We start from the raw sequence: 24,734 nt of genomic DNA on the forward strand, positions 1-24,734 counted from the left end.
ACGACCTCGCTGCACGAGGCGCGGCACCCGCCCCCACCTCGTACGTCGTACGCGTGTTCTTCCCCCTGTGTGACGGACCGAACGCTAACGGTCAGCGGTGGCGAGAAGACGCCACCGGGGCGTGTATCAGCCAGTGATACGGAGGACGGGCCCCGGGAGACCGTCTGCGAGAATTGAGCCGTGATCTCACGAATCGATCTGCGCGGCGACGCCCTCCCCGAGGGCGCCGCACTGCGTGACCTGCTGCCCCGTGCCGAGCTCGACGTGGAAGCCGCCCTGGAGAAGGTCCGGCCCATCTGCGAGGACGTGCACCATCGGGGCGACGCGGCGCTGATCGACTACGCCCAGCGGTTCGACGGGGTCGCCCTCGACCGGATCCGGGTGCCCGAGGCCGCGCTCACCCGCGCCCTGGCGGAGCTGGACCCGGCCGTCCGCGCGGCCCTGGAGGAGTCCATCACCCGGGCCCGCGCGGTCCACCGCGCCCAGCGCCGTACCGAGCACACCACTCAGGTCGCGCCCGGCGGCACCGTCACCGAGAAGTGGGTGCCGGTCGAGCGGGTCGGGCTCTACGCCCCCGGCGGCCGCTCGGTCTACCCCTCCTCCGTGATCATGAACGTGGTCCCGGCCCAGGAGGCCGGCGTCGCGTCCATCGCGCTGGCCTCCCCGCCCCAGGCCGACTTCGGCGGCCTGCCGCACCCCACCATCCTGGCCGCCTGCGCCCTGCTCGGCGTGGACGAGGTGTACGCGGCCGGCGGCGCCCAGGCCGTGGCGATGTTCGCGTACGGAACCGAGTCCTGCGCCCCCGCCAACATGGTCACCGGCCCCGGCAACGTCTGGGTGGCCGCCGCCAAGCGGTACTTCACCGGCAGGATCGGCATCGACGCCGAGGCCGGCCCCACCGAGATCGCCGTCCTCGCCGACCGCACCGCCGACCCGGTGCACGTGGCCGCCGACCTGATCAGCCAGGCCGAGCACGACCCGCTGGCCGCCGCCGTGCTGGTCACCGACTCCCTCGACCTCGCCGAGGCCGTGGAGAAGGAGCTCACCCCGCAGATCGCCGCCACCAAGCACGTCGAGGACCGCGTCGAGCCCGCGCTGCGCGGCCGGCAGTCCGCGATCGTCCTGGTCGACGGCATCGAGGAGGGGCTGAAGGTGGTCGACGCGTACGGCGCCGAGCACCTGGAGATCCAGACCGCCGACGCCGCCGCGCTGGCCCACCGGGTGCGCAACGCCGGCGCGGTCTTCGTCGGCCCCTACGCCCCGGTCTCCCTCGGCGACTACTGCGCCGGCTCCAACCACGTGCTGCCCACCGGCGGCTGCGCCTGCCACTCCTCGGGCCTGTCCGTGCAGTCCTTCCTGCGCGGCATCCACATCGTGGACTACACCCGCGACGCCCTCGCCGAGGTCGCCCACCACGTGGTCACCCTCGCCGAGGCCGAGGACCTGCCCGCGCACGGGGCGGCCATCAAGGCACGGTTCGGCTGGAAGGTGCCCGGCAAGTGACCAGCGAGATCGGCATCGACGACCTCCCCATCCGCGACGAGCTGCGCGGCAAGTCCCCGTACGGCGCGCCCCAGCTCGACGTCCCCGTACGCCTCAACACCAACGAGAACCCGTACCCGCTGCCCGAACCGCTGGTCGAGCGGATCGCCGAGCGGGTCCGCGAGGCCGCCCGTACGCTCAACCGCTACCCCGACCGGGACGCCGTCGAGCTGCGCACCGCGCTCGCCGCCTACCTCACCCGCACCGCCGGGCACGAGGTCGGCCCGCAGCAGGTCTGGGCCGCCAACGGCTCCAACGAGGTCCTCCAGCAGCTGCTGCAGACCTTCGCCGGGCCGGGCCGGCTCGCCATCGGCTTCGAGCCGTCCTACTCGATGCACGGGCTGATCGCCCGCGGCACCGGCACCGGCTGGATCTCCGGCCCGCGCCGCGAGGACTTCCGCATCGACACCGAGGCGGCCACCGCGGCCATCGCCGAGCACCGCCCCGACGTCGTCTTCGTCACCTCGCCCAACAACCCCACCGGCACCGCCGTGGACGCCGGGACCGTGCTGGCGCTCCACGAGGCCGCCCAGGCAGCCAAGCCGTCCCTGGTCGTCGTCGACGAGGCGTACGTCGAGTTCAGCCACCGCCCCTCCCTGCTGCCGCTGATCGAGGGCCGGCCGAACCTGGTGGTCTCCCGCACCATGTCCAAGGCGTTCGGCGCCGCCGGGCTGCGGCTGGGCTACCTCGCCGCCCACCCGGCCGTGGTGGACGCCGTCCAGCTGGTTCGCCTGCCGTACCACCTCTCCGCCGTCACCCAGGCCACCGCGCTCGCCGCGCTGGAGCACACCGATACGCTGCTGGGGTACGTCGAGGCGCTCAAGGCCGAGCGCGACCGCCTCGTCGCCGAGCTGCTCGCCGCCGGCTACGAGGTCACCGAGTCCGACGCCAACTTCGTCCAGTTCGGACGCTTCGAGGACGCCCACGCCGTCTGGCGGAGCATCCTCGACCGGGGCGTGCTGGTCCGCGACAACGGCGTACCGGGCTGGCTGCGGGTCACGGCCGGAACACCGCAGGAGAACGACGCGTTCCTGGACGCGGTACGCGCACTGAAGAAGGAGCAGAGCTCATGAGCCGTGTTGGACGGGTCGAGCGCACCACCAAGGAGACCTCCGTCGTGGTCGAGATAGACCTCGACGGCACCGGCAAGGTCGATGTCACGACCGGTGTCGGCTTCTACGACCACATGCTGGACCAGCTCGGCCGGCACGGTCTGTTCGACCTCACCGTCAAGACCGACGGCGACCTGCACATCGACACCCACCACACCATCGAGGACACCGCCCTCGCGCTCGGCGCCGCCTTCAAGCAGGCCCTCGGCGACAAGGTGGGCATCTACCGCTTCGGCAACTGCACGGTCCCGCTGGACGAGTCCCTCGCCCAGGTCACCGTGGACCTCTCCGGCCGCCCCTACCTGGTGCACTCCGAGCCGGAGAACATGGCGCCGATGATCGGGTCGTACGACACGACCATGACCCGGCACATCTTCGAGTCCTTCGTCGCCCAGGCGCAGATCGCCCTGCACATCCACGTCCCGTACGGGCGCAACGCCCACCACATCGTGGAGTGCCAGTTCAAGGCGCTCGCCCGCGCCCTGCGCTACGCCTCCGAGCGCGACCCGCGCGCCGCCGGCATCCTGCCCTCCACCAAGGGCGCCCTGTGACCGACCGCACCCACCGGACCGGGGCCGCGCTGTGACCGGACTGTCCACCATCCTGATCGTCGTCGGCCTCTTCCTGGCCGGCGGCGTCTACTCCTTCTCCAAGCAGGGCATGCCCCGGGGCGTCATCGTGCTGCTCTCCATCGCCTCCGCGATGTGCCTGGTGGCCGGCATCCTGCGCATCCAGGGCATCTGGGACTGAGGACGATGAGCACTCCTGAGAAGAAGGTCGTGGTCTTCGACTACGGCTTCGGCAACGTCCGCTCCGCCGAACGCGCCCTCGCCCATGTCGGCGCCGACGTGGAGATCACCGGCGACTACGACAAGGCGATGAACGCCGACGGCCTCCTCGTCCCCGGCGTCGGCGCCTTCTCGGCCTGTATGAAGGGGCTGAAGGAGGCCCGCGGCGACTGGGTCGTGGAACGCCGGCTCGCCGGCGGCCGCCCCGTCATGGGCATCTGCGTCGGCATGCAGATCCTGTTCGCCCGGGGCATCGAGCACGGCGTGGAGACCGAGGGCCTGGACGAGTGGCCCGGCACCGTCGGCCCGCTGGACGCCCCGGTCGTCCCGCACATGGGCTGGAACACCGTCGAGAGCCCCGAGGACAGCGAGCTCTTCGCCGGACTCGACGCGGACGCCCGGTTCTACTTCGTGCACTCCTACGCCGTCCACGACTGGTCGCTCAAGATCACCAACCCCGCCATGCGCGCCCCCCTGGTCACCTGGGCCACCCACGGCGAGAAGTTCGTCGCCGCCGTGGAGAACGGCGCCCTGTGGGCCACCCAGTTCCACCCCGAGAAGTCCGGCGAGGCCGGCGCCCAGCTGCTCGCCAACTGGCTCAGGACCCTCTGACCCACTCTCTCCTTCTGTTCCCCTCTCTACGATCTGCGATCGAGGACCCGCTGAGATGAGCAAGCTCGAACTCCTCCCCGCCGTCGACGTCCGCGACGGCCAGGCCGTACGGCTCGTCCACGGCGAGTCCGGCACGGAGACCTCCTACGGCTCCCCGCTGGAGGCCGCCCTGGCCTGGCAGCGGTCGGGCGCGGAGTGGCTGCATCTGGTGGACCTCGACGCCGCCTTCGGCACCGGCGACAACCGGGAGCTGATCGCCGAGGTCGCCCGCGCCATGGACATCAAGGTGGAGCTGTCCGGCGGCATCCGCGACGACGCCTCGCTGGCCGCCGCGCTCGCCACCGGCTGCACCCGGGTCAACCTCGGCACCGCCGCCCTGGAGACCCCCGAGTGGGTCGCCAAGGTCATCGCCGAGCACGGCGACCAGATCGCCGTCGGCCTGGACGTCCGGGGCACCACGCTGCGCGGCCGCGGCTGGACCCGCGACGGCGGCGACCTGTACGAGACGCTGGCCCGCCTGGACTCCGAGGGCTGCGCCCGCTACGTGGTCACCGACATCGCCAAGGACGGCACCCTCCAGGGCCCCAACCTGGAGCTGCTGCGGGGCGTCTGCGCGGCCACCGACAAGCCGGTCGTCGCCTCCGGCGGCGTCTCCTCGCTGGACGACCTGCGCGCCATCGCCGCGCTCGTCCCCGAGGGCGTCGAGGGCGCCATCGTCGGCAAGGCGCTGTACGCCAAGGCCTTCACCCTGGAGGAGGCGCTCGCCGTGGTCGCCGGATGAGCGGCGCCCTGCGCCGGGTCGCCTCCGGCGCGCCCTGGGAGGAGCAGTTCGGCTACTCCCGCGCCGTCGAGCTGCCCAGCGGCCTGGTCCTGGTCTCCGGCTGCACCTCCGTGGTCGACGGCCAGATCACCGGCGGCAGCCCGTACGAGCAGGCCGTGAACGCCTTCGGCGTCGCCATAGCCGCCCTCGGCCGGCTCGGCCTCACGGCCGCCGACGTGGTCCGCACCCGGATGTACCTCACCCACGCCCGGGACGTGGAGGAGGTCGGCCGCGCCCACAAGGAGCTGTTCGACGCGGTACGCCCCGCCGCCTCCATGATCATCGTGTCCGGGTTCGTGGACCCGGGCCTGGTGGTGGAGGTCGAGGTCGAGGCCTACCGCGCCCCCGGCGCGCCCACCCCTGGCACGCCCGCCGAGGAGGTGCCCTCATGACCCTCGCCGTACGGGTCATCCCCTGCCTGGACGTGGACAACGGCCGCGTCGTCAAGGGCGTCAACTTCCAGAACCTGCGGGACGCCGGGGACCCGGTCGAGATGGCCCGGCTGTACGACGCCGAGGGCGCCGACGAGCTGACCTTCCTCGACATCACCGCCTCCTCCGGCGACCGGGAGACCACCTACGACGTGGTGCGCCGCACCGCCGAGCAGGTCTTCATCCCGCTCACCGTGGGCGGCGGGGTGCGCAGCGCCGACGATGTGGACAGGCTGCTGCGGGCCGGCGCGGACAAGGTGGGCGTCAACACCGCCGCCATTGCCCGCCCCGACCTGATCCGCGAGATCGCCGAGCGCTTCGGCCGCCAGGTCCTCGTCCTGTCGGTGGACGCCCGGCGCACCCCCGAGGGCACTTTCGAGGTCACCACCCACGGCGGCCGCCGCGGCACCGGCATCGACGCCGTGGAGTGGGCCCACCGCGCCGCCGAGCTGGGCGCCGGGGAGATCCTGCTGAACTCCATGGACGCCGACGGCACCAAGGACGGCTACGACACCGAGATGATCGCCGCGGTACGCGAGCACGTCTCCGTCCCGGTCATCGCCTCCGGCGGCGCCGGCCGCGCCGACCACTTCCCGCCCGCCATCGCCGCCGGCGCGGACGCGGTGCTGGCCGCCTCCGTCTTCCACTTCGGCGACCTGCGGATCGGCGAGGTCAAGGACACCCTGCGGGAGGCGGGCCACCCGGTGCGGTGAGCCCGTGCTTTCGCTGAGCTCCCTGTGCCCCGCTCCGGTCCGTGACCGGCCGGGGCGGGGCACGGTCATGCTCGGCCCGGTCCTCCCTTCGCGATGAGTTTCCGTGCCCCCGGAGGTCTACTGGAGACAGACCCGGACCAGGGAGGTCGACCGCCATGGACGTCAAGCGCAGGCAAACGAGACCACGTGCGGATGCGGATGCGGGTGCCGCTGATGAGGTGCTCGCCGAGTTCACCGCGGTGCTGCGCAAGAGCCCCGAGCAGGGCGGCTGGACGTTCGTGATCTGGCCGGAGTCCGTCGCCTTCTTCGGCACCCGCGGGCTGGTCAAGGTCAGCGGCACCATCGACGGCTGCCCCTTCACCAGCTCCTTCATGGCACTCGGCGACGGCACCCACAAGCTGCCGGTCCGCTCCGACATCCGCAAGGCCATCGGCAAGGAGCGGGGCGACACCGTGACCGTCCGCCTGGAGAAGCGGCTCGGCGGCCCCACGAAGGCGTGACGGCCGGCTGCCTGCCGCTGTTCGCTCTCTCGCACCGATCGTGATCACACCCTGACGGATTGTCAGTGCCGGGTGCTTTGATGTCGGTACTGCCGGAGACCGCCTCGGGGAGGGGTGGTGACGGCCGGACGGATGGCGAGAGGGGTGGGGTCATGCCTGCTGTCAGGGAGTACTTCAGGGCGAACGGGACCAAGGTGCGTGCGCACTGGCGCAACGCCGCCCGGTCCAACGGCCAGGTGGCGCTGCTCGCGGCCGTGGTGCTGGTGGTGTTCGCCGCGTCGGGAGGTGGGGCCTCGGGGGCGAACGGGGAGCGGGGCGGAGGGGGGAAGCGGTTACCGGGGCCGCGTCCGACGACCGTCTACCCCATCACCTGGCCGGGCTGGGACAAGCCCGTGCCGAAGCCGTCCCCGACCGTCTCGTATCCGATCGTCTTCCCGAAGCAAGGCGCGCGATGAGCAGGCGTCCACCGGCCCGGCGCCGGGCGGCGGTGTCGCGCCGGCCCTCGGCGACCCGGCGGCGTACGGGGAGCCGGCGCACGAGGAAGGCGCAGATCGGCTGGCAGGAGATGGTCGGGCTGCTTCTGGTGCTTATGGCGGCCTGGAGTCTGTTCGTCGGGACGCTGCGCTGGCTGGCCGACCACCCCTGGGTGCCCGTGCTGCTGCTCCTGGCCGCGCTGGCGGCGGGGGCCTGGTGGATGTGGCGGCGCGCGGAGGCGGCGCGGTGGGAGCGGATACGGGCCTCCGGCCTGCGGTACGGCCTGCCGCAGATCGACGCCCTGCACCACCGGCAGTTCGAGCACGCGATACGCGACCTGATGCACCGCGACGGCTGCCCGGACGCGGTCCAGGTCGGTGGCGCGGGCGATCACGGCGCCGATGTGAAGGCCACCGACCCCTACGGGCGGCGCTGGGTCATCCAGTGCAAGCACCGCCGGGCCGGGCCGGCCGGGGCGGCGGTCGGCACCCCGGACCTGCATGTCCTCAACGGCACCGGCCGCCCGGTGCACGGCGGGGATGTGGTCGTGCTGGTCACCAACGGCCGCTTCACCGCCAACGCCGTGGACTTCGCCGCCTCGCAGCGGCTGCATCTGGTGGACCGCCGGCTGCTGGGCCGGTGGGCGGCCGGCTCCACTCCCCTGTGGGAGCTGCTGCGCGCGATACCCCCGCCGCGCCGCCCCACGCCCCGGTCGTGAGGGAGGGGGGTGAGGGGCGCGGGAGGGGTGCAGGCGTCAGCGTCTGGCTGAGGTCTCCGGGCGGCCTCGGGCCGGTGGGGGTGCGGCCGAGGGGCGACGGGGGGTGAGGACGCGGTGCCGGGGGTTCGCCTGCTTGGGCGGCCGGGTCAGGGTGACCAGCCGCACCAGCTGCTGGAAGCAGGCCAGGGAGGCGGCGGCGGGGAGTGCGGCCACCGCCGCGTCGATGATCGTATGGGCCTCGTGGGCGACGCCGAGGAGCATCCCGGTGGTGGAGAAGAGCAGGACCACCAGCCAGGAGTGCAGGGCCCGGCGCCGGTGCAGGGCGGCGCGGAGAATGGAGAGGGAGGCTACCGCCCAGGGGCCGTAGACCAGTACCGGCCACCACCCCGCGACCCCCATGCCGGTACGGTCCGCGGCGACGCCGCGCAGCGGGTCGTAGGCGACGACGCCGCTGAAGACGCTGACCATGGCGACCAGGGCGGCGACCACGGCGGCGATGCAGAAGCTGACCGTCCGCACCCAGGTCCAGGTGCGTTCGCGCACCCGCCGTCTGCGGTGGTCGGCCCGGGCGCGGCGCAGCGGCGGCAGCTCGGCGGTGGTGTCCTCCACCCGCCGCTCCGGGGCCACCGGTGCGTCCCACTCGTCCGGCATCGGCATCGACATGGGCGTCGGCATGGGCATCGGAGCCGGTGGCTGGTCGAAGTCGGCGGTCGACCGGGCCAGGGCATCGTCCAGCAGGGAGGCCAGTTCGTCGGAGGGGTCCCACTCGGCGTCCAGCGCCCCGGGGTCCAGCCCGGAGCGGGGGCCCGGGATGCCCGACCCCGGGTTGCCGTAACCGTCCTGGACCAGTCGCCCCTCCACGACGCGCCCCCGGTCGCGCCCGGTGAAGCCGGGCCCCGGTTCGGGCTCCTGCCCGTAGCCGTAGGCGTATCCGTAGCCGTCGAGCCTGCGTGCCCGTTCGGGGGGTGGAGTGTCATACATGTGCGCCCGGTCCCGTCGTCCGCGTCCTCCGCCTCCATGCGTAGGAAGACCGTTTTTTCAGCACATGCCACGAGCATGTCGTCGGCGTCATGCCTCACTAACGCGCCTGGTCGCCGAACGGATGCCCGGCAACCGGGTGAAGCGCCGGGGCCGTTCGAGTGGAGCCGGGGCGCGGTGTGTTCTCCACGCTGCGCCTCGGGAGTGGACCTCAGCTGCCTTCCTCGCCGTCGGCGAGCCTGCGCCGCCACCACCGGTCCGCCCGCCACTGCCGGTCCAGGGCGAACGGGTCCGGCAGGGTGCGTCGCAGATAGGCGGCGTCCCAGCGCGCGACATACCGCCCGAGTTCGGCCCGGGCGCGGTCGGGCAGGTGTGCCAGCACCGCTTCCAGCACATCGCGGGCGTGCCGGACGTCATCCATCGAGCACCCCCGGGCACGGGCACAGGGACGGCCGGGGATAGCGGGGTCTGCGCCCGGGCGGCATCAGGAACTCCCGGTAGCGGCTCAGCGCCCAGTCGGTGGCGCCGGGGTAGAGGTCGAAGTCGGGGGCGAGCGCCTCCGCCCGGTGGACGGCGAGACTGGTGGCGGTGGAGAGCCCGTGGATCCGCTCGGGCGGCGGGGCGTCCCAGCGGAGGGCAGCCGGGGGTGCGGCGCGCAAGGCGCCGGGCCGTCTACGCGGCATAGGCCTTTCGGAGGGAGATCATGACAGTCAGCATGGCATGGCAGCCGCCTTCGGGTCAGGCGGGTTTCCACGCCGAGGGCACGGCCCGTACCCAGGTGTGGTCGCCGGTCAGATAGGCGTCCACCCGGAGGCCCGCCCCCGCCAGCGCCTCCTCGAACTCCTCGGTGCTCAGCGGCCGGGAGCGGAAGGTCTGCGTCCAGACGCCGTCCGGGAACTCGTACTCGGCCCGTACGGAGTGCACTCCGTCGCCGACCGGCTCCGAGGAGAGGATGCGGAGGGTCAGCCCGCTCGGGTCGACGCGTTCGCGCGGCACATCGGTGTGGGCCGTCGGGCCCTCCCGCTGGATCAGTACGCAGCCGTCGGCGGCGACATGGCGGGCGCAGGTGCGCAGCAGGCCCCGCCGGACCTCCGCGTCCCCGGTGTGCACCAGGAACGAGCCCAGCAGCACCACGTCGAAGGTCTCGCCGAGGTCCCCAGCTCCTCGATCGGGCCGCACACCGTCCGCGCGCCGGGCACCCGCTCCAGCATCTCGGGCGACTCGTCCACCGCGGTCACCGTGAAGCCGCGCTCCAGCAGGGGATGGGTGATCCGGCCGACGCCGCTGCCCAGCTCCCGGATGTGCGCTCCGGCGGGCACCGCGGCCGTGATGATGTCGGGCTCGTCCCAGACCGGCAGCCGGGTGTACACCTCGACCGCGCATCCGTCCGGGGTGATGGCCCCGGACCCCGATCCCGCGTACCCCGCTCGCGTCCTCGGCTCCATAACGGGCCAACGGCCGGGGGAGGGGTGGGAGTTCCCTGCGCCGGGCGGTCGGCGGAACGGTCCGGCGCCGCGCCCCCGGCCCGCCTCACATGTGCGCGCGGAACGCCTTCCAGGCGCGGGGGGTGACGCGGAGGAGGGGGCCGCCGGGGCGCTTGCTGTCGCGGATGGCGACGGTGTGGGGGATGTTGACGGCGACTTCGACGCACTCGCCATTGCCCTTGCTGTACGTCGACTTGACGAATTCGAACGGCGACATGCCTACAGCTCCCTGCGGATTCCGTCGATCAGGGCGATCGACTCCTGCGGTACGAGCCCGTTCCGGACGATGCGGTTGAAGGTCATGCCGTGGCTCAGGGCATCGGCCTGGCTCTCCAACCACAGCGTAGACGAAGTGGTTTCCATGTAGACCACGTCCATCGCTCCGGTTTCGGCGAACGAGACGATGCTGAAAGCGCTGGACAGGCCGGGGTGGGAGCCCGCGAGGAACGGTACGACCTGGACCCTGACGTTCGGGAGTTCGGCTGCCTCGACGAGGTGTGCAAGTTGTTCACGCATGACCTCGCGGCCGCCTACGAGCTGGCGCAGCGCACCTTCACCGATCACGGCCCAGAGATCGAGAGGGGTGTCGTCCGCAAGCCGCCCCTGGCGTGCCATCTTGCCCGCGACGAAGCGTTCGATCTCGTCGGGATCCTCCCACTCGGCGTTGCCCACCGCGAGGGCATGGGCGTACGCGGGTGTCTGGAGGAGTCCGGGCACGAAGGCGCCCTGCCAAGTCCGGACGCCCTTCGCGATGTCCTCCAACGCCACGTACTCGATCATGGCGCGCAGCTCGGGGTACTGGTTCCACCAGCCGCGCGCCTTGCGTCGGCCGCGATCCGTCTTGGCCAGCTCCAACAAGCGCCCTATCGCCTGTTCGTCGCGCTCCCCGTAGAGGTGGCACAGCGCACGGACGTCGGGGTCCCGCATCGGTACGAGTCCGCGTTCCATCTTGGCGACCTTCGCCACCGACGCGGTCAGCGCCTCCGCTGCCGCGGCCTGGCGCAGTCCGCAGGCCTCGCGCATCCGCAGCAGCTCACCGCCCAGGCGTCGCCCGAGCACCGTCGATACCGACACCCCGCGATCCGGGTTCGTACCAGCCATCCGCCCCTGCCTCCTGACGAGTCGCCACAGTCTGCTGCGCCGGGCACGCCACCCACAACTCACGTTCGATAGAAATTTATGCCCAAGCAGGTTGCTGCACAACGAACTGCATCGCTACCTTCGGTACGCACCCGCTCGCACAGCGCAGCGACCCCGCGGAAGTGCACCGCCCCGCCCTGCGCGGGCGCGGCCGAGCCACCGTGTCGTCGGCGAGCAACTCATCCGTACTCAAGGAGGTCCGTTATGACCGGCAGTTGCTCCCTGACCGACTCGATGACCTACACCCCCGACCGCCGGAGCGTCCGTCGGGCGCGGCGGCGGGTAGCCGCGCTGGTGATCGAGTGGGGCCACCCCGGCGCTGCCGGCGACGCGGCGCTGATCGCGGGCGAGCTGGCGGCCAACGCGCTGCTGCACGGCCGGGTGGCGGGGCGGATGTTCCGGGTGGAGGTGTCCCTGGACGCCAAGGTCCTGAGGGTCGCGGTCACCGACGCCCGGGGCGAGCGGCTGCCGGAGCAGCGGGAGGCCGGGGTGGAGGAGCAGTGCGGGCGGGGGCTGGCCATCGTGGACGCACTGGCGGCGCGGTGGGGGGTGGAACGGCTGGTGGTCGGCAAGAGGGTGTGGGCGGAGCTGGACGTGGACGCGGCGGCGAAGGACGTGGCCGTCCACTCCGCCGTCGGCCAGGGGTAGGCGTTACGGCCTGCCCCGGCCCGTACCGTCACATGCCGAGCTGCTTGGACTCCCGCAGGCGCTCCACCGCGTCCGGGGCGCCGTCGACGTCGACCTTGGCCGTGTCCTGGCGGCCGAAGGCGAACATCAGCAGTTCGCCGGGCTCGCCGGTGACCGTCACGACGGGGGTGCCGCGGTGGGCGACGGCGGTCCGGCCGTCGGGGCGGCGCAGGACCAGGCCGGTGGGGGCCTTGCGGCCGACCAGGCGGGCGGTCTTCTCCAGACGGGACCAGAGGGTGTCGGCGAAGACCGGGTCCACCTGGCGCGGGGTCCAGCCGGGCTGGGCGCGGCGGACGTCCTCGGCGTGGACGTAGAACTCGACCGTGTTCGCGCCCTCGTCCACCTGCTTGATCGCGTACGGGGAGCCCTTCGGCGGGCCGGTGCGGATCAGGTGCACCAGCTCCTCGTACGGCTTGGCCGCGTACTCCGCCTGCGCCTGCTCCAGGCGCGAGCGCAGCAGCGGGACCAGCAGTCCGGCCGCCGCGTCCAGCCGCCGCTCCCGCACCACCGCGTGGGCGGCCAGGTCGCGGGTCTTCCAGCCGTCGCACAGGGTCGGGGCCTCGGGGCCCGCGGCCTCCAGCAGGTCGGCGAGGAGCAGTCGTTCACGCTTGGCATGGGTCGACATGGTGATCAGCGTACGGCGGGGGTGGACGGTCCGCCCAGTGGACGGGGGAAGGGAGTGTCAGTGGGGGGCGGCACAATGGGCGGCATGAGCAGCAACCTCGATCCGGCCATCGCGGCCCGACTCAAGCGCAGCCCCGACGGGCTGGTGCCGGCCATCGCCCAGCAGTACGACAGCGGCGAGGTGCTGATGCTCGGCTGGATGGACGACGAGGCGCTGCACCGCACCCTCACCACCGGGCGCGCCACCTACTGGTCCCGCAGCCGCCGGGAGTACTGGGTGAAGGGCGACACCTCCGGGCACGTCCAGCACGTCAAGGCGGTGGCCCTGGACTGCGACGCGGACACGGTCCTGGTGAAGGTCGACCAGGTGGGCGCCGCCTGCCACACCGGCGACCGCACCTGCTTCGACGCCGACGTGCTGCCGCTCGGCAAGTAGGGTCGGGCGCCATGGATCTGGAGACCTTCCGCAAGCTGGCCGCCGACCGCCGCGTCATCCCCGTCAGCCGGCGCCTGCTCGCCGACGGCGACACCCCGGTCGGCCTCTACCGCAAGCTCGCCGCCGAGCGGCCCGGCACCTTCCTGCTGGAGTCCGCGGAGAACGGCCGCACCTGGTCGCGGTACTCCTTCATCGGGGTGCGCAGCCACGCCACGCTGACGGTGCGGGAGGGCGGAGCGCACTGGATCGGTACGCCGCCGGTGGGCGTGCCGGCCGAGGGGGACCCGCTGGAGGCGCTGCGGGCCACGGTCGAGACCCTGCACACGCCCCGGGACCTGGTGGAGGGGATGCCGCCGTTCACCGGAGGCATGGTCGGCTACCTCGGGTACGACATCGTGCGCCGGCTGGAGAAGGTCGGCGAGCGGGGGCGGGACGACCTCGGCCTGCCCGAGCTGACCATGATGCTCACCTCCGACCTCGCCGTCCTCGACCACTGGGACGGCACGGTCCTGCTGATCGCCAACGCGATCAACCACAACGACCTGGACACCGGCGTGGACGAGGCCCACGCGGACGCCGTGGCCCGGCTCGACGCCATGGCCGCCGACCTCGCCCAGCCCGCCGCGACCGCCCCCACCGCGCTGCCGGAATCGGCCCTGCCGGAGACCGTCAGCCGCTGGGGCGGCGCCGCCTACCAGGGCGCCGTCGAGGACATCAAGGAGCGCATCCGGGCCGGCGAGGCCTTCCAGGTGGTGCCCTCCCAGCGCTTCGAGACCCCCTGCGAGGCCACCGCCCTGGACGTCTACCGGGTGCTGCGGGCCACCAACCCCTCCCCGTACATGTACCTGCTCCGCTTCGACGGCTTCGACGTCGTCGGCTCCAGCCCCGAGGCGCTGGTCAAGGTCGAGGACGGGCGCGCCCTGCTCCACCCGATCGCCGGCACCCGCCCCCGCGGCGCCACCCCGCGGGAGGACCAGGCCCTCGCCGAGGAGCTGCTCGCCGACCCCAAGGAGCGCGCCGAGCACCTGATGCTGGTCGACCTCGGCCGCAACGACCTCGGCCGGGTCTGCGCCCCCGGCTCCGTCGAGGTGGTCGACTTCATGTCCATCGAGCGGTACTCGCACGTGATGCACATCGTCTCCACCGTCACCGGCGAGGTCGCCGAGGGCCGCACCGCCTTCGACGTGCTCACCGCCTGCTTCCCGGCCGGCACCCTCTCCGGCGCGCCCAAGCCCCGCGCCATGCAGATCATCGAGGAGCTGGAGCCCACCCACCGCGGCCTGTACGGCGGCTGCGTCGGCTATCTCGACTTCGCCGGGGACTCCGACACCGCCATCGCCATCCGCACCGCGCTGCTGCGCGACGGCACCGCGTACGTCCAGGCCGGAGCCGGGGTGGTGGCCGACTCCGACCCGGTCGCCGAGGACACCGAGTGCCGCAACAAGGCCGCCGCGGTGCTGCGCGCCGTGCACACCGCCAACCGGATGAACGGGATGTCCGAGGCGTAGGGGATAGTGGGGTACGTGAGTGCCGCATCCGTACCCCAGCCCCGTACCGCCGCCCGCGGTGACGAGGACGAGAAGGCGGCGGCCCCCGGCGGCCGCCGCAGCCTCGCCGCCGCCCTGTTCCTCGGCGCCGCCGGAGCGGCCGTCGTCCTGCTCGCCTCCGGCCAGACCTGGTCCCGGGGGACGGTCGGGATCGGCGGCGGCAGCGTCCCGCTGACCGCCACCGGCGGCGATGTCACCGGCCTGCCGACCGCGCTGGCCATCGTCGGCCTCGCCGCGCTGGTCGCCGTCTTCGCGGTGCGCCGGGCCGGGCGGTTCCTGGTCGCCGGGCTGCTCACCCTGAGCGGCGCCGGAGCGGCCACCGCCGCCCTGCTCGGCGCCGGCGACAGCGCCGCCCTGGACGAGCGGGCCGCCGTCACCACCAGCGACTCCGCCGCCCGGGTGGCCGAACTGACCCACACCGCATGGCCGTACGTCACCGCCGCGGGCGGGGTGCTGCTGCTGCTCGCCGGGCTGCTCGCGCTGCGCTACGGCCGCGCCTGGCCCGCGATGTCCGGCCGCTACGAGCGCGGAACCGGCCCCCGCGGCGCGCGCAAGAGCCCCGCCCCGGTGGACCCGGACCGGCCCGAGGACCTGTGGAAGGCCCTCGACCGCGGTGAGGATCCGACGACGATCTGAGGGCGAGGATCTGAGGACGACGGTCCGAGGACGATGATCCGGGGATCGGACGGGCTGGGTGCGGTGGCCTGTCGGTGCCGGGCCGTGCCCAAGGCGGTGCCTCGTCGGCGCCCGGTCGGCGCCCGGCCGGCGCTTCGTAGGCGTCCCGGTCGGTGTCCGTCCGCCGCCCCGTCCGGTGCCCACCCCCCGGATCACCCCGGGCGCACGGGTGCGGGACAATGACCCCGAGCGTCCGCACCCGGCGGGGCCGTAACCGAGCAACATCAACAAGGAGCAACTCATGGCGGGCACCGACCACGGACACACCCCGGCCGCCTGGACCGGAAGCATCATCTCCTTCGTCGGCTTCTGCGTCGCCGGCGCCTTCATGGTGGCCAACAAGCCCGTGCTCTGCTGGGTGGGCATCGGCGTGATCCTGCTCGGCGGTGTGGTGGGCGGCGCCATGAAGCTCGCCGGCCTCGGCTCCAAGGAGTCCCCGGACCTCATCCGCGCCCGCGAGGCGGCGGCCCGCCGGGACAGCACCCCCGAGACCGCCAAGGCCGACGCCCACGCCTGACCCGTCCGGGCGAACCGGTCCCTCCAGACCCTTCCAGGCGCGGTCCGGCCCCGGCCGGGCTGCGCCTTTCCGCCGCGGCGGGGACAATCGCCCGGTGGACGACGCCATGGAGACGACCCCCGTGACCCCGCGCCCCGGAACCGGCCCCCGACCCGAACCCCGAACGGGCACCGGAACCCGGCCCGGCGCCGCCCCGCCCTCGCTCGCGCGGCGGCTGGCCGCGCCGGTCGGCACCCTCGCCGCCGTCGCCGCGGCCTTCGCCTATGTCGGAGCGGTGGACCCCAACGAGCCCGGCCACTACCCGGTCTGCCCGCTGTTCCGCCTCACCGGCGTCCTCTGCCCGGGCTGCGGCGGGCTGCGCAGCGCCCACGCCTTCATCCACGGCGACCTGCCCGCCGCGCTGGGCGCCAACGCCGCCGCGGTCCTCGGCTATCTGGTCTTCGCCGTCGGGATGGTCTGGTGGCTGACCGCGGCCGTCCGCGCCCGGCCGGTACGCGTCACGATCGCGCCGGTGTGGTGGTGGGCCACCGGTGCCCTGCTGGCCGTCTTCGCGGTGGTCCGCAACCTGCCTTTCGGGTCCGCTCTCGCACCGTGAGACGGCCGCACCTTCCGCCGATCGGCGGAAAACCGCAGGTCAGAAGTGTATGTAGCGGGTCTGGTAGCGCTGCGGCGTCAACCGGATGCGAAGCTTCGGCCCACCTGCGGATACCATCGACGTGACCGGTTCCGGTCCCGTGACACCGACCTGGAAGGGGCCTCTCGCGTGAGCGTGCTCGACGAGATCATCGACGGCGTCCGCGCCGACCTCGCAGAGCGACAGGCACAGGTCTCCCTCGACGAGCTCAAGGAGCGGGCCGCCAAGGCACCGCAGGCCAAGGACGGCGTGGCCGCACTGCGCGGCGACGGCGTCAAGGTCATCTGCGAGGTCAAGCGGTCCAGCCCGTCCAAGGGGGCGTTGGCCGCGATCGCCGACCCCGCCGGGCTGGCCGCCGACTACGAGGCGGGCGGCGCCGCCGTGATCTCGGTCCTCACCGAGCAGCGGCGCTTCGGCGGGTCCCTGGCCGACCTGGAGGCCGTCCGCGCCAAGGTCGACATCCCCGTGCTGCGCAAGGACTTCATCGTCACCGCGTACCAGCTCTGGGAGGCCCGCGCCTACGGCGCCGACCTCGCCCTGCTGATCGTCGCCGCGCTGGACCAGCCCGCGCTGGTCTCCCTCATCGAGCGGGCCGAGTCCATCGGCCTCACCCCGCTGGTCGAGGTGCACGACGAGGAGGAGGTCGAGCGCGCGGTGGACGCCGGCGCCAGGATCATCGGCGTCAACGCCCGCAACCTCAAGACCCTCAAGGTCGACCGCGGCACCTTCGAGCGGGTCGCCCCGGAGATCCCGGCGCACATCGTCAAGGTCGCCGAGTCCGGGGTGCGCGGCCCGCACGACCTGATCGCCTACGCCAACGAGGGCGCCGACGCCGTGCTGGTCGGCGAGTCCCTGGTGACCGGCCGCGACCCCAAGTCCGCCGTGGCCGACCTGGTCGCCGCCGGCGCCCACCCGGCGCTGCGCCACGGACGGGGCTGACACCTCAGGGCCATGACCACGACCGCGATGACCGCCACCGCCTCGGACCCGACCGCCGCGCGCCCCGTGCGCCCGGCCGCCGGGCCGTCCGGGTGCGCGGTCGCCGGTGCCATGGCCCAGGCCCGCGACTCCCGTGCGGGCGCGCCGCGTGATCCGTACGCCCGGCTCGCCCGCGGCTGCCGGCCGCGCGGCTGCCGCGCCCCGGCCCGCCGGGTGCACGGCCGCCGGGTCCGCTACGTCATCGGCGACGAGCCCGGCCAGGTGAACGGCATGCGATGGCGCCCGCTCGGCGCCGCCTCCCCGCGTAACCCCTGACGACCGACGCCGCCTCGCCGTATCCGCTACGCCCGCAGAAGGGCGTAGCGGAGGGCGTACCGGACGGCGCCTCGCGGGGTACGCGGAGGTGGACGCCACCGGCCGACCACCCGAGCCCGCCCGCATCCGGGGCACCCGCCCCGTACAGGAGCGTTTCCGCATGCCCAGTGAGTTCTTCATCCCCGACGCCGAGGGGTCCGTCCCCAGCGCCGAGGGTTACTTCGGCGCCTTCGGCGGCGCCTTCATCCCCGAGGCGCTGGTCGCCGCCGTGGACGAGGTGGCCGTCGAGTACGACAAGGCCAAGTCCGACCCCGCCTTCGCGGCCGAGCTGGACGAGCTGCTCGCCCACTACACCGGCCGGCCCAGCGCCCTGACCGAGGTGCCCCGGTTCGCCGAGCACGCCGGCGGCGCCAGGATCCTGCTCAAGCGCGAGGACCTCAACCACACCGGCTCCCACAAGATCAACAACGTGCTGGGGCAGGCCCTGCTGACCAGGCGGATGGGCAAGACCCGGGTCATCGCCGAGACCGGCGCCGGGCAGCACGGCGTGGCCACCGCCACCGCCTGCGCCCTGTTCGGCCTGGAGTGCACCGTCTACATGGGCGAGATCGACACCCAGCGCCAGGCACTGAACGTCGCCCGGATGCGGATGCTCGGCGCCGAGGTCATCCCGGTGAAGTCCGGCAGCCGCACCCTGAAGGACGCCATCAACGAGGCGTTCCGCGACTGGGTCGCCAACGTCGACCGCACCCACTACCTCTTCGGCACCGTCGCCGGCCCGCACCCCTTCCCGGCCATGGTCCGCGACTTCCACCGGGTCATCGGCGTCGAGGCCCGCCGCCAGACCCTGGAGCGCACCGGGCGGCTGCCCGACGCCGTGGTGGCCTGCGTCGGCGGCGGTTCCAACGCCATCGGCCTGTTCCACGCCTTCATCCCGGACGCGGATGTCCGGCTGGTCGGCTGCGAGCCCGCCGGGCACGGGGTGGAGACCGGCGAGCACGCCGCCACCCTCACCGCGGGCGAGCCCGGCATCCTGCACGGCTCCCGCTCCTACGTCCTCCAGGACGACGAGGGCCAGATCACCGAGCCGTACTCCATCTCGGCCGGACTGGACTACCCGGGCATCGGCCCCGAGCACGCCTACCTCAAGGACTCCGGGCGCGCCGAGTACCGGGCCGTCACCGACGACGCCGCCATGCAGGCGCTGCGGCTGCTCTCCCGTACCGAGGGGATCATCCCGGCCATCGAGTCCGCGCACGCCCTGGCCGGCGCCCTGGAGCTGGGCCGGGAGCTCGGCCCGGACGCGGTGATCGTGGTCAACCTCTCCGGCCGCGGCGACAAGGACATGGACACCGCCGCCCGCTACTTCGGGCTGTACGACGGAGAGGGAGCCGAAGGCGGGCCGGTGACCGACGCGCCGGTGGAGGCCGGCGCCTCCGCCGAGGACGGCGGAGCCGAGATCCAGCGCGACACCGCCGACCAGCGGGGACTGGGGGAGAGCAAGTGAGCGGGAACATCCGACTGCTGACCGAGACCCTGGCGGCCGCAAAGGCCGAGGACCGGGCCGCGCTGATCGCCTACCTCCCGGCCGGCTTCCCGACCGTGGACGGCGGCATCGCGGCCGTGCGGGCCGTGCTGGACGGCGGCGCCGACATCGTGGAGGTCGGGCTGCCGCACAGCGACCCGGTGCTGGACGGCCCGGTCATCCAGACCGCCGACGACATCGCGCTGCGCGGCGGGGTGCGGATCGCCGACGTGCTGCGCACGGTGCGCGAGGCCCACCAGGCCACGGGGAAGCCGGTGCTGGTCATGACGTACTGGAACCCGATCGACCGCTACGGCGTCGAGCGCTTCACCGCCGAGCTCGCCGAGGCGGGCGGCGCCGGGTGCATCCTGCCCGACCTGCCCGTCCAGGAGTCCGCGCTGTGGCGGCAGCACGCCGACAAGCACGGGCTGGCCACCGTCTTCGTCGTCGCCCCCAGCAGCAAGGCCGCCCGGCTGGCCGCCATCACCGAGGCCGGCTCCGGCTTCGTGTACGCGGCCTCGCTGATGGGCGTCACCGGAACGCGCGCCTCCGTCGGCGCCCAGGCCGCCGACCTGGTCCGCCGCACCCGCGCCACCACCGAACTGCCGGTCTGCGTGGGCCTCGGTGTCTCCGACGCGGCCCAGGCCGCCGAGGTGGCCGCCTTCTCCGACGGGGTGATCGTGGGCTCCGCGTTCGTGAAGCGGCTGCTGGACGCCGAGGACGAGGCCGCCGGACTGGCCGCCGTCCGGGAGCTGGCCGCCGACCTCGCCCGGGGCGTGCGGCGGAACGCCTGACGGCGACCAGGGTCGGGGCCGGGGCCGGGGCCGGGTAAAGCGTTCGGGGGCCCGTCACCCGAAGGGATGGAAGTGGACCGGGGAGGCACGCGGGTGCCTCCCCGGTTCGTTTGCCGGTCGTGAGCGACAAGAACAACGCAGGCAAGCGGAGCGCGCGCGAACGCCTCCAGGTGGAACGCGAGCGGGAGCGGTCCCGCGACCGGCGCAGGCGCACACTGATCGTGTCGGCCGCCGTCGTCGGGGTGCTCGGGCTGGCCGCCGTCGCCGGGCTGATCGCCGCCAACACCGGCGGCTCCAGCGACGGCTCCGGCTCCGGCGCGGTCAGCGTGCCGTCCGGGGCGGCCGGCGGAGAGCAGCCGTCGATCACCGTGGGCGCCACCGACGCCCCCTCGACGCTCACCGTCTGGGAGGACTTCCGCTGCCCGGCCTGCGCCCAGTTCGAGAACGCCTTCCGGGACACCGTCCACCAGCTGACCGAGTCCGGCCAGCTCAAGGCGGAGTACCACCTGGCCACCATCATCGACGGCAACATGGGCGGCAGCGGCTCGCTCAACGCGGCCAACGCCGCCGCCTGCGCCCAGGACGGCGGGAAGTTCACCGCCTACCACGACGTGCTCTACCAGAACCAGCCGCCGGAGCCCGACGACGCCTTCGCCGCCGACGGCAAGCTGTTCGAGCTGGCGAAGAAGGTGCCGGGGCTGGACACCCCGGCCTTCCGGTCCTGTGTCGCCGACGGCGACCACGACGGCTGGGTGAACAAGTCCAACGAGGCCTTCCGCAGCGGGGACTTCCGGGGCACGCCCACCGTGCTGCTCAACGGCGAGTCGGTCTTCCCGACCAAGGGGAACGAGCAGATCTCCCCGGAGAACCTGAAGAAGTGGGTCGCCGAGGCCAACAAGGGCAAGCGCCCCGGCACCGCCACCCCCGCACCGCCCTCCCCCGCTTCCCCCGCGCCCTCCGCCTCCTCGCCCGCCGCCGGGCAGGACACGGGGCCGGGGAACGGCGCGGGCTTCGAGGAGTAGGAGTCCCCGGAGGACTGGGCCGCCCGTTGGTCCCTGTGGTGTTATCCAGTCTTTGCCGGGCGGGTTGCCGTGGGCACCGCCCGGCAGGGTAGCGTCGGTGCTGCCATGGACCTTGCCTACATCCCCAGCCCGTCGACCGGTGCGGTCTACCTCGGACCCATCCCGCTGCGCGGCTACGCCCTCTGCATCATCGTCGGTGTCTTCGTCGCCGTCTGGTTCGGCAACCGGCGCTGGATCGCCCGCGGCGGCCGCGCCGGCACGGTGGCCGACATCGCCGTCTGGGCCGTGCCCTTCGGCCTGGTCGGCGGACGGCTCTACCACGTCATCACCGACTACCAGCTCTACTTCAGCGAGGGCGAGAACTGGGTCGACGCCTTCAAGATCTGGGAGGGCGGCCTCGGCATCTGGGGCGCCATCGCGCTGGGCGCGGTGGGCGCGTGGATCGGCTGCCGCCGCCGCGGCATCCCGCTGCCCGCGTACGCGGACGCCATCGCCCCCGGTATCGCGCTGGCCCAGGCCATCGGCCGCTGGGGCAACTGGTTCAACCAGGAGCTCTACGGCAAGCCCACCGATCTGCCCTGGGCGCTGAAGATCAGCGCGGGCGCCAACCGCGAGGCCGGGCTCTACCACCCGACCTTCCTCTACGAGTCGCTGTGGTGCGTCGGCGTCGCCCTGCTCGTGGTCTGGGCCGACCGCCGCTTCAAGCTGGGCCACGGCCGGGCGTTCGCCCTCTATGTGGCGGCCTACTGCGCCGGGCGCGGCTGGATCGAGTACATGCGGGTGGACGAGGCGCACCATGTGCTGGGCCTGCGGCTCAACGTCTGGACCGCCATCGTGGTGTTCCTGCTGGCCGTCGCCTACATCGTGATCTCGGCCCGGGTCCGGCCCGGCCGCGAGGAGGTCGTGGAGCCCGCGGCCCGCGCCGACCAGGCCAAGGCCGACGCGGCGAAGGCGGATGCGGCGAAGGGCGGCGCGGCCACGGTGGACGCCGAGGCCGAGCCTGATCCTGAGAAGGACGGTCCCGCCGGCGCCGGTTCCGGCGGTACGGCGAAGCCGGCCGGGGGCGCGTCGAAGGCGGCCGGCAAGGGCTGACCGGGGGAGTGCCCGGAGCCCGTAGGGGTTGTGCGGAGGGGCGGTCACCGATCTCGGTGGCCGCCCCTCTCGCCGTCATCCCTGAGGCGCCTCAGAGGGCGTCGATCTCCTTGCGGTACGGCATGGCGGGCGCGGCGCCCAGCCGCTGCACCGAGAGGGCGGCGGCTGAGGAGGCCCAGGCCAGGGCGTCCCGTACCGGCCGGCCCTCGGCCAGGGCGACCGACAGGGCGCCGGTGAAGGTGTCGCCGGCGGCCGTGGTGTCCACCGCGTCCACCACGGGGGCGGGCACCAGGACGGGGTCGGTGCCCCGGGCGGCGTGCAGGCTGCCGGCCGCGCCCAGGGTGATCACGGTCTGCGGGACGTGCCGCAGCAGCTCCTCGGCGGCGCCGTGCGGGTCGGCGATCCCGGTGAGCGCGGCGGCCTCGTGCTCGTTGGGCACCAGCAGGTCGGTCGCGGCCAGCAGCTCCGGCGGCAGCGGGCGGGCGGGCGCCGGGGTGAGGATGGTGCGCACCCCGTGGCGGCGGGCGGCCCGGGCGCCCTCGACCACCGCGGAGAGCGGCAGTTCCAGCTGGAGCAGCAGGGCGTCGGCGGTGGCGATGAGCGTCTCGTCGCCGGGGAGCAGGGACTCGACGGTGCCGTTGGCCGCGGGGACCACCACGATCGCGTTGCGGCCCTCGTCGTCCACGGTGATGTGCGCCGTACCGGAGGGGCCCTCGACGGTGCGCAGCAGGTCGATGTCGACCCCGGCGCCCTGCAGGGAGGCGCGCAGTACCGCACCGTACTGGTCGGAGCCGACCGCGCCGATCATCGAGACCTCGGCACCGGCGCGTACCGCGGCGACGGCCTGGTTGAGGCCCTTGCCGCCGGGCGCCGTGCGGAACTCCCGGCCGGTGACGGTCTCGCCGAGTCCGGGCGCGCGGCTCGCGTAGGCGACGAGGTCCATGTTGGCGGAGCCGAGTACCACGATGTGGGTCATGGGCGACGTCTCTCCTGCTGTCGAAGATCGAAACGGTGCCGTTCCAGGGTGCCGTCCGGGGCCTTCGGCGCGGGGGAGGGCGGTGGGCGCGGCGGGTCGGGGAACCGTCCGGCGCCCTCGCGGCGTCACACCGGTGAGCACAGATGATCAAGGAGACAACGGATGGCCGTCACGCTGGGCGAGGAGATCGCCCTCCTCTCGCTGGACGACGAGTCGGGGGCCGCCGAGGAGCGGTCGTCGGCCGGGTGGGCCGTGGCCGGCGGTGCGCTGCTGGAGCTGGCCATGGCGGAGCGGGTCTCGGTCGCCGAGGGCGGGCTCGCCGTGATCGACACCTCGCCGACCGGGACGGCGCTGCTCGACGGGCGGTTGGAGCTGCTGCGTGAGTGGACGGCGCGCAGGAGCCCGCGCAAGGTCGCCGACTGGCTGACCAAGGACCAGTCGAAGGCGGTCGCCGCCACCGTGGAGTCGCTGTGCGGGCGGGGGCTGGTCACCGAGGAGCGCAGCCGGGTGCTCGGGCTCTTCCCGGTCCGCCGGTATCCGGAGGCCGACGGCTCGGTGGAGCGCGAACTGCGGGCCCGGCTGGAGTCCGTCGTCCTGGACGGCGCGGAGCCCGACGCCCGCACCGGCGGCCTGGTCGCCCTGCTGCACGCCGCCAAGCTGCACCGCCTCGCCTTCCCGGGTGTGGACCGCGCGCGGGTCGAGCCGCGTATGGCGGAGATCGCCGAGGGCCAGTGGGCCGGTGACGGCGTACGCGAGGCGATCAGGAACACGCAGGCCGCGATGGTGGCCGTCACCGCGGCGACCGTCGCCGTCGTCCTGAGCTGACCCCGGGCCGGGGGTGCCCGGGCCGTACGGCATGATCGGGGGAATGTCCGATCGCATCATCGCCGCCTGTGACGGGGCGGCCAAGGGAAATCCGGGCCCGGCCGCCTGGGCGTGGGTCATCGCCGACGGGGAGGGCCGGCCCGAGCGCTGGGAGTCCGGCCCGCTCGGCCGCGCCACCAACAACGTGGGAGAGCTGACCGCGCTGCTCGAACTGCTGCGGTCGGTGCCCGCCGGCACCTCGCTGGAGGTGCGGATGGACTCCCAGTACGCCATGAAGGCGGTGACCCAGTGGCTGCCGAACTGGAAGCGCAACGGCTGGAAGACGGCGGCCGGCAAGCCCGTCGCCAACCAGGAGCTGGTCCAGTCCATCGACTCCCTGCTGGCCGACCGGGACGTGGAGTTCCGCTATGTGCCCGCCCACCGGGTGGACGGTGACCGGCTGAACGCTATCGCCGACCAGGCCGCCAGCGACGCGGCGGTCAGCCAGCGGGCCGCCGGTACCGCGCACGGCGACGCCGCGGTGCCCGAGCCCGCGCCGGAACGCGCCGCCCCGGCCGGCGGGGGCGGCAAGGCCGGCCGCCAGGCCCGTAAGAGCTCGGGGAGCTCCGGGAGCGGCGGTACGCGGACCATCAAGGCGAAGTTCCGCGGCACCTGCCCGTGCGGCGCGCCGTACGCCGCCGGTGAGTCGATCACCAAGCTCGGCAGCCGCTGGGGCCACCCCGCGTGCCGGGCGGCCGCCGACTCCCCGGCCTGACCGCTCGCTCCCCGGTAAGGCGTACCTGACCTGCGTAAACGAGTCTCGGGCGATGATCGG

General features: G+C 73.5%; 32 protein-coding genes and 1 pseudogene. 25 read left to right on the plus strand and 8 right to left on the minus strand.

The window, feature by feature from the left end; genetic code table 11:
* Nucleotides 1–180: 180 nt before the first annotated feature.
* The 11 genes from hisD to M1O15_RS24400 all read left to right on the plus strand — a co-directional run bounded on the left by hisD (nt 181) and on the right by M1O15_RS24400 (nt 7,710).
* The gene (hisD, locus tag M1O15_RS24350) at nt 181–1,503 is read left to right on the plus strand and encodes a histidinol dehydrogenase (RefSeq protein ID WP_248636287.1); all 1,323 of its coding nucleotides are present in this window, start codon (nt 181–183) and stop codon (nt 1,501–1,503) included.
* The gene (locus M1O15_RS24355; RefSeq protein ID WP_248636288.1) at nt 1,500–2,615 is read left to right on the plus strand and encodes a histidinol-phosphate transaminase; all 1,116 of its coding nucleotides are present in this window, start codon (nt 1,500–1,502) and stop codon (nt 2,613–2,615) included. Before hisD ends, M1O15_RS24355 begins: the two co-directional genes overlap by 4 nt.
* The gene (hisB, locus tag M1O15_RS24360) at nt 2,612–3,205 is read left to right on the plus strand and encodes an imidazoleglycerol-phosphate dehydratase HisB (RefSeq protein WP_248636289.1); all 594 of its coding nucleotides are present in this window, start codon (nt 2,612–2,614) and stop codon (nt 3,203–3,205) included. The genes M1O15_RS24355 and hisB overlap by 4 nt, the downstream gene beginning before the upstream one ends.
* Nucleotides 3,206–3,236: 31 nt before the next feature.
* Nucleotides 3,237–3,404, plus strand: a complete 168-nt coding sequence (locus M1O15_RS24365) for a CG2302 family histidine operon protein (protein WP_248636290.1) — start codon at nt 3,237–3,239, stop codon at nt 3,402–3,404.
* A gap of 5 nt (nt 3,405–3,409) precedes the next feature.
* Nucleotides 3,410–4,054: an imidazole glycerol phosphate synthase subunit HisH gene (gene hisH, locus M1O15_RS24370; RefSeq protein ID WP_248636291.1), complete on the plus strand. Its 645-nt coding sequence runs from the start codon at nt 3,410–3,412 to the stop codon at nt 4,052–4,054.
* Between the two features lie 55 nt (nt 4,055–4,109).
* Entirely contained in the window at nt 4,110–4,835 is a 726-nt protein-coding gene (priA, locus tag M1O15_RS24375; RefSeq protein WP_248636292.1) for a bifunctional 1-(5-phosphoribosyl)-5-((5-phosphoribosylamino)methylideneamino)imidazole-4-carboxamide isomerase/phosphoribosylanthranilate isomerase PriA, read from the plus strand.
* A complete protein-coding gene (locus M1O15_RS24380) occupies nt 4,832–5,266 on the plus strand; it encodes a RidA family protein (protein ID WP_248636293.1) in 435 nt (144 codons plus the stop codon). The genes priA and M1O15_RS24380 overlap by 4 nt, the downstream gene beginning before the upstream one ends.
* Complete coding sequence (gene hisF / locus M1O15_RS24385; protein WP_248636294.1) at nt 5,263–6,018, plus strand: imidazole glycerol phosphate synthase subunit HisF; 756 nt, start codon at nt 5,263–5,265, stop codon at nt 6,016–6,018. The genes M1O15_RS24380 and hisF overlap by 4 nt, the downstream gene beginning before the upstream one ends.
* 218 nt (nt 6,019–6,236) lie before the next feature.
* A complete protein-coding gene (locus M1O15_RS24390; RefSeq protein WP_248636295.1) occupies nt 6,237–6,518 on the plus strand; it encodes a DUF1905 domain-containing protein in 282 nt (93 codons plus the stop codon).
* A gap of 152 nt (nt 6,519–6,670) precedes the next feature.
* The gene (locus M1O15_RS24395) at nt 6,671–6,973 is read left to right on the plus strand and encodes a hypothetical protein (RefSeq protein WP_248636296.1); all 303 of its coding nucleotides are present in this window, start codon (nt 6,671–6,673) and stop codon (nt 6,971–6,973) included.
* Nucleotides 6,970–7,710, plus strand: a complete 741-nt coding sequence (locus tag M1O15_RS24400) for a restriction endonuclease (protein WP_248636297.1) — start codon at nt 6,970–6,972, stop codon at nt 7,708–7,710. The genes M1O15_RS24395 and M1O15_RS24400 overlap by 4 nt, the downstream gene beginning before the upstream one ends.
* A gap of 36 nt (nt 7,711–7,746) precedes the next feature.
* On the opposite strand, the gene M1O15_RS24405 is transcribed toward M1O15_RS24400, so the two are convergent.
* From M1O15_RS24405 to M1O15_RS24430, 6 genes and pseudogenes are all read right to left on the minus strand, one after another.
* On the minus strand, nt 7,747–8,691 hold the full coding sequence (locus M1O15_RS24405; protein ID WP_248636298.1) for a DUF2637 domain-containing protein: 945 nt from the start codon (nt 8,689–8,691) through the stop codon (nt 7,747–7,749).
* 208 nt (nt 8,692–8,899) lie between these two features.
* Nucleotides 8,900–9,109: a hypothetical protein gene (locus M1O15_RS24410; RefSeq protein WP_248636299.1), complete on the minus strand. Its 210-nt coding sequence runs from the start codon at nt 9,107–9,109 to the stop codon at nt 8,900–8,902.
* Nucleotides 9,102–9,347 carry a hypothetical protein gene (locus M1O15_RS24415; protein ID WP_248636300.1) on the minus strand — a complete coding sequence of 82 codons (246 nt, stop codon included), beginning with the start codon at nt 9,345–9,347 and terminating at the stop codon, nt 9,102–9,104. Before M1O15_RS24415 ends, M1O15_RS24410 begins: the two co-directional genes overlap by 8 nt.
* A 79-nt stretch (nt 9,348–9,426) precedes the next feature.
* A pseudogene (locus tag M1O15_RS24420) lies at nt 9,427–10,133 on the minus strand (class I SAM-dependent methyltransferase).
* Nucleotides 10,134–10,218: 85 nt separating this feature from the next.
* Nucleotides 10,219–10,389 (minus strand): DUF397 domain-containing protein, encoded by a 171-nt coding sequence (locus M1O15_RS24425; protein ID WP_248636301.1) that lies wholly within the window; start codon nt 10,387–10,389, stop codon nt 10,219–10,221.
* Between the two features lie 2 nt (nt 10,390–10,391).
* Entirely contained in the window at nt 10,392–11,273 is an 882-nt protein-coding gene (locus tag M1O15_RS24430; protein WP_248636302.1) for a helix-turn-helix domain-containing protein, read from the minus strand.
* Nucleotides 11,274–11,516: 243 nt separating this feature from the next.
* Between M1O15_RS24430 and M1O15_RS24435 the strand changes: the two genes are divergently transcribed.
* Entirely contained in the window at nt 11,517–11,960 is a 444-nt protein-coding gene (locus M1O15_RS24435) for an ATP-binding protein (protein WP_248636303.1), read from the plus strand.
* A gap of 28 nt (nt 11,961–11,988) precedes the next feature.
* Here the strand turns inward: M1O15_RS24435 and M1O15_RS24440 are convergent, their stop codons facing one another.
* Nucleotides 11,989–12,624, minus strand: a complete 636-nt coding sequence (locus M1O15_RS24440) for a TIGR03085 family metal-binding protein (protein ID WP_248636304.1) — start codon at nt 12,622–12,624, stop codon at nt 11,989–11,991.
* A gap of 75 nt (nt 12,625–12,699) precedes the next feature.
* Here M1O15_RS24440 and hisI point away from each other — a divergent pair, with 75 nt between their 5' ends.
* The 11 genes from hisI (at nt 12,700) to lgt (ending at nt 22,119) form a co-directional block, all read left to right on the plus strand.
* A complete protein-coding gene (hisI, locus tag M1O15_RS24445) occupies nt 12,700–13,059 on the plus strand; it encodes a phosphoribosyl-AMP cyclohydrolase (RefSeq protein ID WP_372499573.1) in 360 nt (119 codons plus the stop codon).
* Between the two features lie 11 nt (nt 13,060–13,070).
* Complete coding sequence (locus M1O15_RS24450; RefSeq protein ID WP_248636306.1) at nt 13,071–14,567, plus strand: anthranilate synthase component I; 1,497 nt, start codon at nt 13,071–13,073, stop codon at nt 14,565–14,567.
* Nucleotides 14,568–14,573: 6 nt separating this feature from the next.
* Nucleotides 14,574–15,242, plus strand: coding sequence for a TIGR02234 family membrane protein (locus tag M1O15_RS24455; RefSeq protein ID WP_372499571.1), 669 nt, complete (start codon nt 14,574–14,576; stop codon nt 15,240–15,242).
* 280 nt (nt 15,243–15,522) lie between these two features.
* On the plus strand, nt 15,523–15,798 hold the full coding sequence (locus M1O15_RS24460) for an HGxxPAAW family protein (RefSeq protein WP_248636308.1): 276 nt from the start codon (nt 15,523–15,525) through the stop codon (nt 15,796–15,798).
* Nucleotides 15,799–15,904: 106 nt separating this feature from the next.
* The gene (locus tag M1O15_RS24465) at nt 15,905–16,393 is read left to right on the plus strand and encodes a DUF2752 domain-containing protein (protein WP_282577205.1); all 489 of its coding nucleotides are present in this window, start codon (nt 15,905–15,907) and stop codon (nt 16,391–16,393) included.
* A gap of 168 nt (nt 16,394–16,561) precedes the next feature.
* Nucleotides 16,562–17,371, plus strand: coding sequence for an indole-3-glycerol phosphate synthase TrpC (gene trpC, locus M1O15_RS24470; RefSeq protein WP_248636310.1), 810 nt, complete (start codon nt 16,562–16,564; stop codon nt 17,369–17,371).
* 12 nt (nt 17,372–17,383) lie between these two features.
* On the plus strand, nt 17,384–17,686 hold the full coding sequence (gene trpM, locus M1O15_RS24475; RefSeq protein ID WP_372499572.1) for a tryptophan biosynthesis modulator TrpM: 303 nt from the start codon (nt 17,384–17,386) through the stop codon (nt 17,684–17,686).
* Between the two features lie 160 nt (nt 17,687–17,846).
* On the plus strand, nt 17,847–19,193 hold the full coding sequence (trpB, locus tag M1O15_RS24480) for a tryptophan synthase subunit beta (protein ID WP_248636311.1): 1,347 nt from the start codon (nt 17,847–17,849) through the stop codon (nt 19,191–19,193).
* Complete coding sequence (trpA, locus tag M1O15_RS24485; RefSeq protein WP_248636312.1) at nt 19,190–20,005, plus strand: tryptophan synthase subunit alpha; 816 nt, start codon at nt 19,190–19,192, stop codon at nt 20,003–20,005. Before trpB ends, trpA begins: the two co-directional genes overlap by 4 nt.
* 119 nt (nt 20,006–20,124) lie before the next feature.
* A complete protein-coding gene (locus tag M1O15_RS24490; RefSeq protein WP_248636313.1) occupies nt 20,125–21,027 on the plus strand; it encodes a DsbA family protein in 903 nt (300 codons plus the stop codon).
* A 105-nt stretch (nt 21,028–21,132) separates the two neighbouring features.
* Complete coding sequence (gene lgt / locus M1O15_RS24495) at nt 21,133–22,119, plus strand: prolipoprotein diacylglyceryl transferase (RefSeq protein ID WP_248636314.1); 987 nt, start codon at nt 21,133–21,135, stop codon at nt 22,117–22,119.
* A 91-nt stretch (nt 22,120–22,210) separates the two neighbouring features.
* Here lgt and rbsK read toward each other — a convergent pair whose 3' ends face one another.
* A complete protein-coding gene (gene rbsK / locus M1O15_RS24500; RefSeq protein ID WP_248636315.1) occupies nt 22,211–23,095 on the minus strand; it encodes a ribokinase in 885 nt (294 codons plus the stop codon).
* 162 nt (nt 23,096–23,257) lie between these two features.
* Here rbsK and M1O15_RS24505 point away from each other — a divergent pair, with 162 nt between their 5' ends.
* Both M1O15_RS24505 and M1O15_RS24510 read left to right on the plus strand, forming a co-directional pair.
* Nucleotides 23,258–23,920 (plus strand): GOLPH3/VPS74 family protein, encoded by a 663-nt coding sequence (locus M1O15_RS24505; protein WP_248636316.1) that lies wholly within the window; start codon nt 23,258–23,260, stop codon nt 23,918–23,920.
* Between the two features lie 43 nt (nt 23,921–23,963).
* Complete coding sequence (locus M1O15_RS24510) at nt 23,964–24,674, plus strand: ribonuclease H family protein (protein ID WP_248636317.1); 711 nt, start codon at nt 23,964–23,966, stop codon at nt 24,672–24,674.
* The last annotated feature ends 60 nt before the right edge of the window (nt 24,675–24,734 follow it).

Source organism: Streptomyces lichenis (assembly GCF_023218175.1).
GTDB lineage: Bacteria > Actinomycetota > Actinomycetes > Streptomycetales > Streptomycetaceae > Streptomyces > Streptomyces lichenis.

Coding starts and splice junctions, on each gene's coding strand:
- hisB (WP_248636289.1), top strand. CDS start 2,612: ATGAGCCGTGTTGGACGGGTCGAGCGCACCACCAAGGAGACCTCCGTC.
- hisH (WP_248636291.1), top strand. CDS start 3,410: ATGAGCACTCCTGAGAAGAAGGTCGTGGTCTTCGACTACGGCTTCGGC.
- priA (WP_248636292.1), top strand. CDS start 4,110: ATGAGCAAGCTCGAACTCCTCCCCGCCGTCGACGTCCGCGACGGCCAG.
- M1O15_RS24380 (WP_248636293.1), top strand. CDS start 4,832: ATGAGCGGCGCCCTGCGCCGGGTCGCCTCCGGCGCGCCCTGGGAGGAG.
- hisF (WP_248636294.1), top strand. CDS start 5,263: ATGACCCTCGCCGTACGGGTCATCCCCTGCCTGGACGTGGACAACGGC.
- M1O15_RS24395 (WP_248636296.1), top strand. CDS start 6,671: ATGCCTGCTGTCAGGGAGTACTTCAGGGCGAACGGGACCAAGGTGCGT.
- M1O15_RS24400 (WP_248636297.1), top strand. CDS start 6,970: ATGAGCAGGCGTCCACCGGCCCGGCGCCGGGCGGCGGTGTCGCGCCGG.
- M1O15_RS24405 (WP_248636298.1), bottom strand. CDS start 8,691: ATGTATGACACTCCACCCCCCGAACGGGCACGCAGGCTCGACGGCTAC.
- M1O15_RS24410 (WP_248636299.1), bottom strand. CDS start 9,109: ATGGATGACGTCCGGCACGCCCGCGATGTGCTGGAAGCGGTGCTGGCA.
- M1O15_RS24425 (WP_248636301.1), bottom strand. CDS start 10,389: ATGTCGCCGTTCGAATTCGTCAAGTCGACGTACAGCAAGGGCAATGGC.
- M1O15_RS24430 (WP_248636302.1), bottom strand. CDS start 11,273: ATGGCTGGTACGAACCCGGATCGCGGGGTGTCGGTATCGACGGTGCTC.
- M1O15_RS24435 (WP_248636303.1), top strand. CDS start 11,517: ATGACCGGCAGTTGCTCCCTGACCGACTCGATGACCTACACCCCCGAC.
- M1O15_RS24440 (WP_248636304.1), bottom strand. CDS start 12,624: ATGTCGACCCATGCCAAGCGTGAACGACTGCTCCTCGCCGACCTGCTG.
- hisI (WP_372499573.1), top strand. CDS start 12,700: ATGGGCGGCATGAGCAGCAACCTCGATCCGGCCATCGCGGCCCGACTC.
- M1O15_RS24450 (WP_248636306.1), top strand. CDS start 13,071: ATGGATCTGGAGACCTTCCGCAAGCTGGCCGCCGACCGCCGCGTCATC.
- M1O15_RS24460 (WP_248636308.1), top strand. CDS start 15,523: ATGGCGGGCACCGACCACGGACACACCCCGGCCGCCTGGACCGGAAGC.
- M1O15_RS24465 (WP_282577205.1), top strand. CDS start 15,905: ATGGAGACGACCCCCGTGACCCCGCGCCCCGGAACCGGCCCCCGACCC.
- trpM (WP_372499572.1), top strand. CDS start 17,384: ATGACCACGACCGCGATGACCGCCACCGCCTCGGACCCGACCGCCGCG.
- trpB (WP_248636311.1), top strand. CDS start 17,847: ATGCCCAGTGAGTTCTTCATCCCCGACGCCGAGGGGTCCGTCCCCAGC.
- lgt (WP_248636314.1), top strand. CDS start 21,133: ATGGACCTTGCCTACATCCCCAGCCCGTCGACCGGTGCGGTCTACCTC.
- rbsK (WP_248636315.1), bottom strand. CDS start 23,095: ATGACCCACATCGTGGTACTCGGCTCCGCCAACATGGACCTCGTCGCC.
- M1O15_RS24505 (WP_248636316.1), top strand. CDS start 23,258: ATGGCCGTCACGCTGGGCGAGGAGATCGCCCTCCTCTCGCTGGACGAC.
- M1O15_RS24510 (WP_248636317.1), top strand. CDS start 23,964: ATGTCCGATCGCATCATCGCCGCCTGTGACGGGGCGGCCAAGGGAAAT.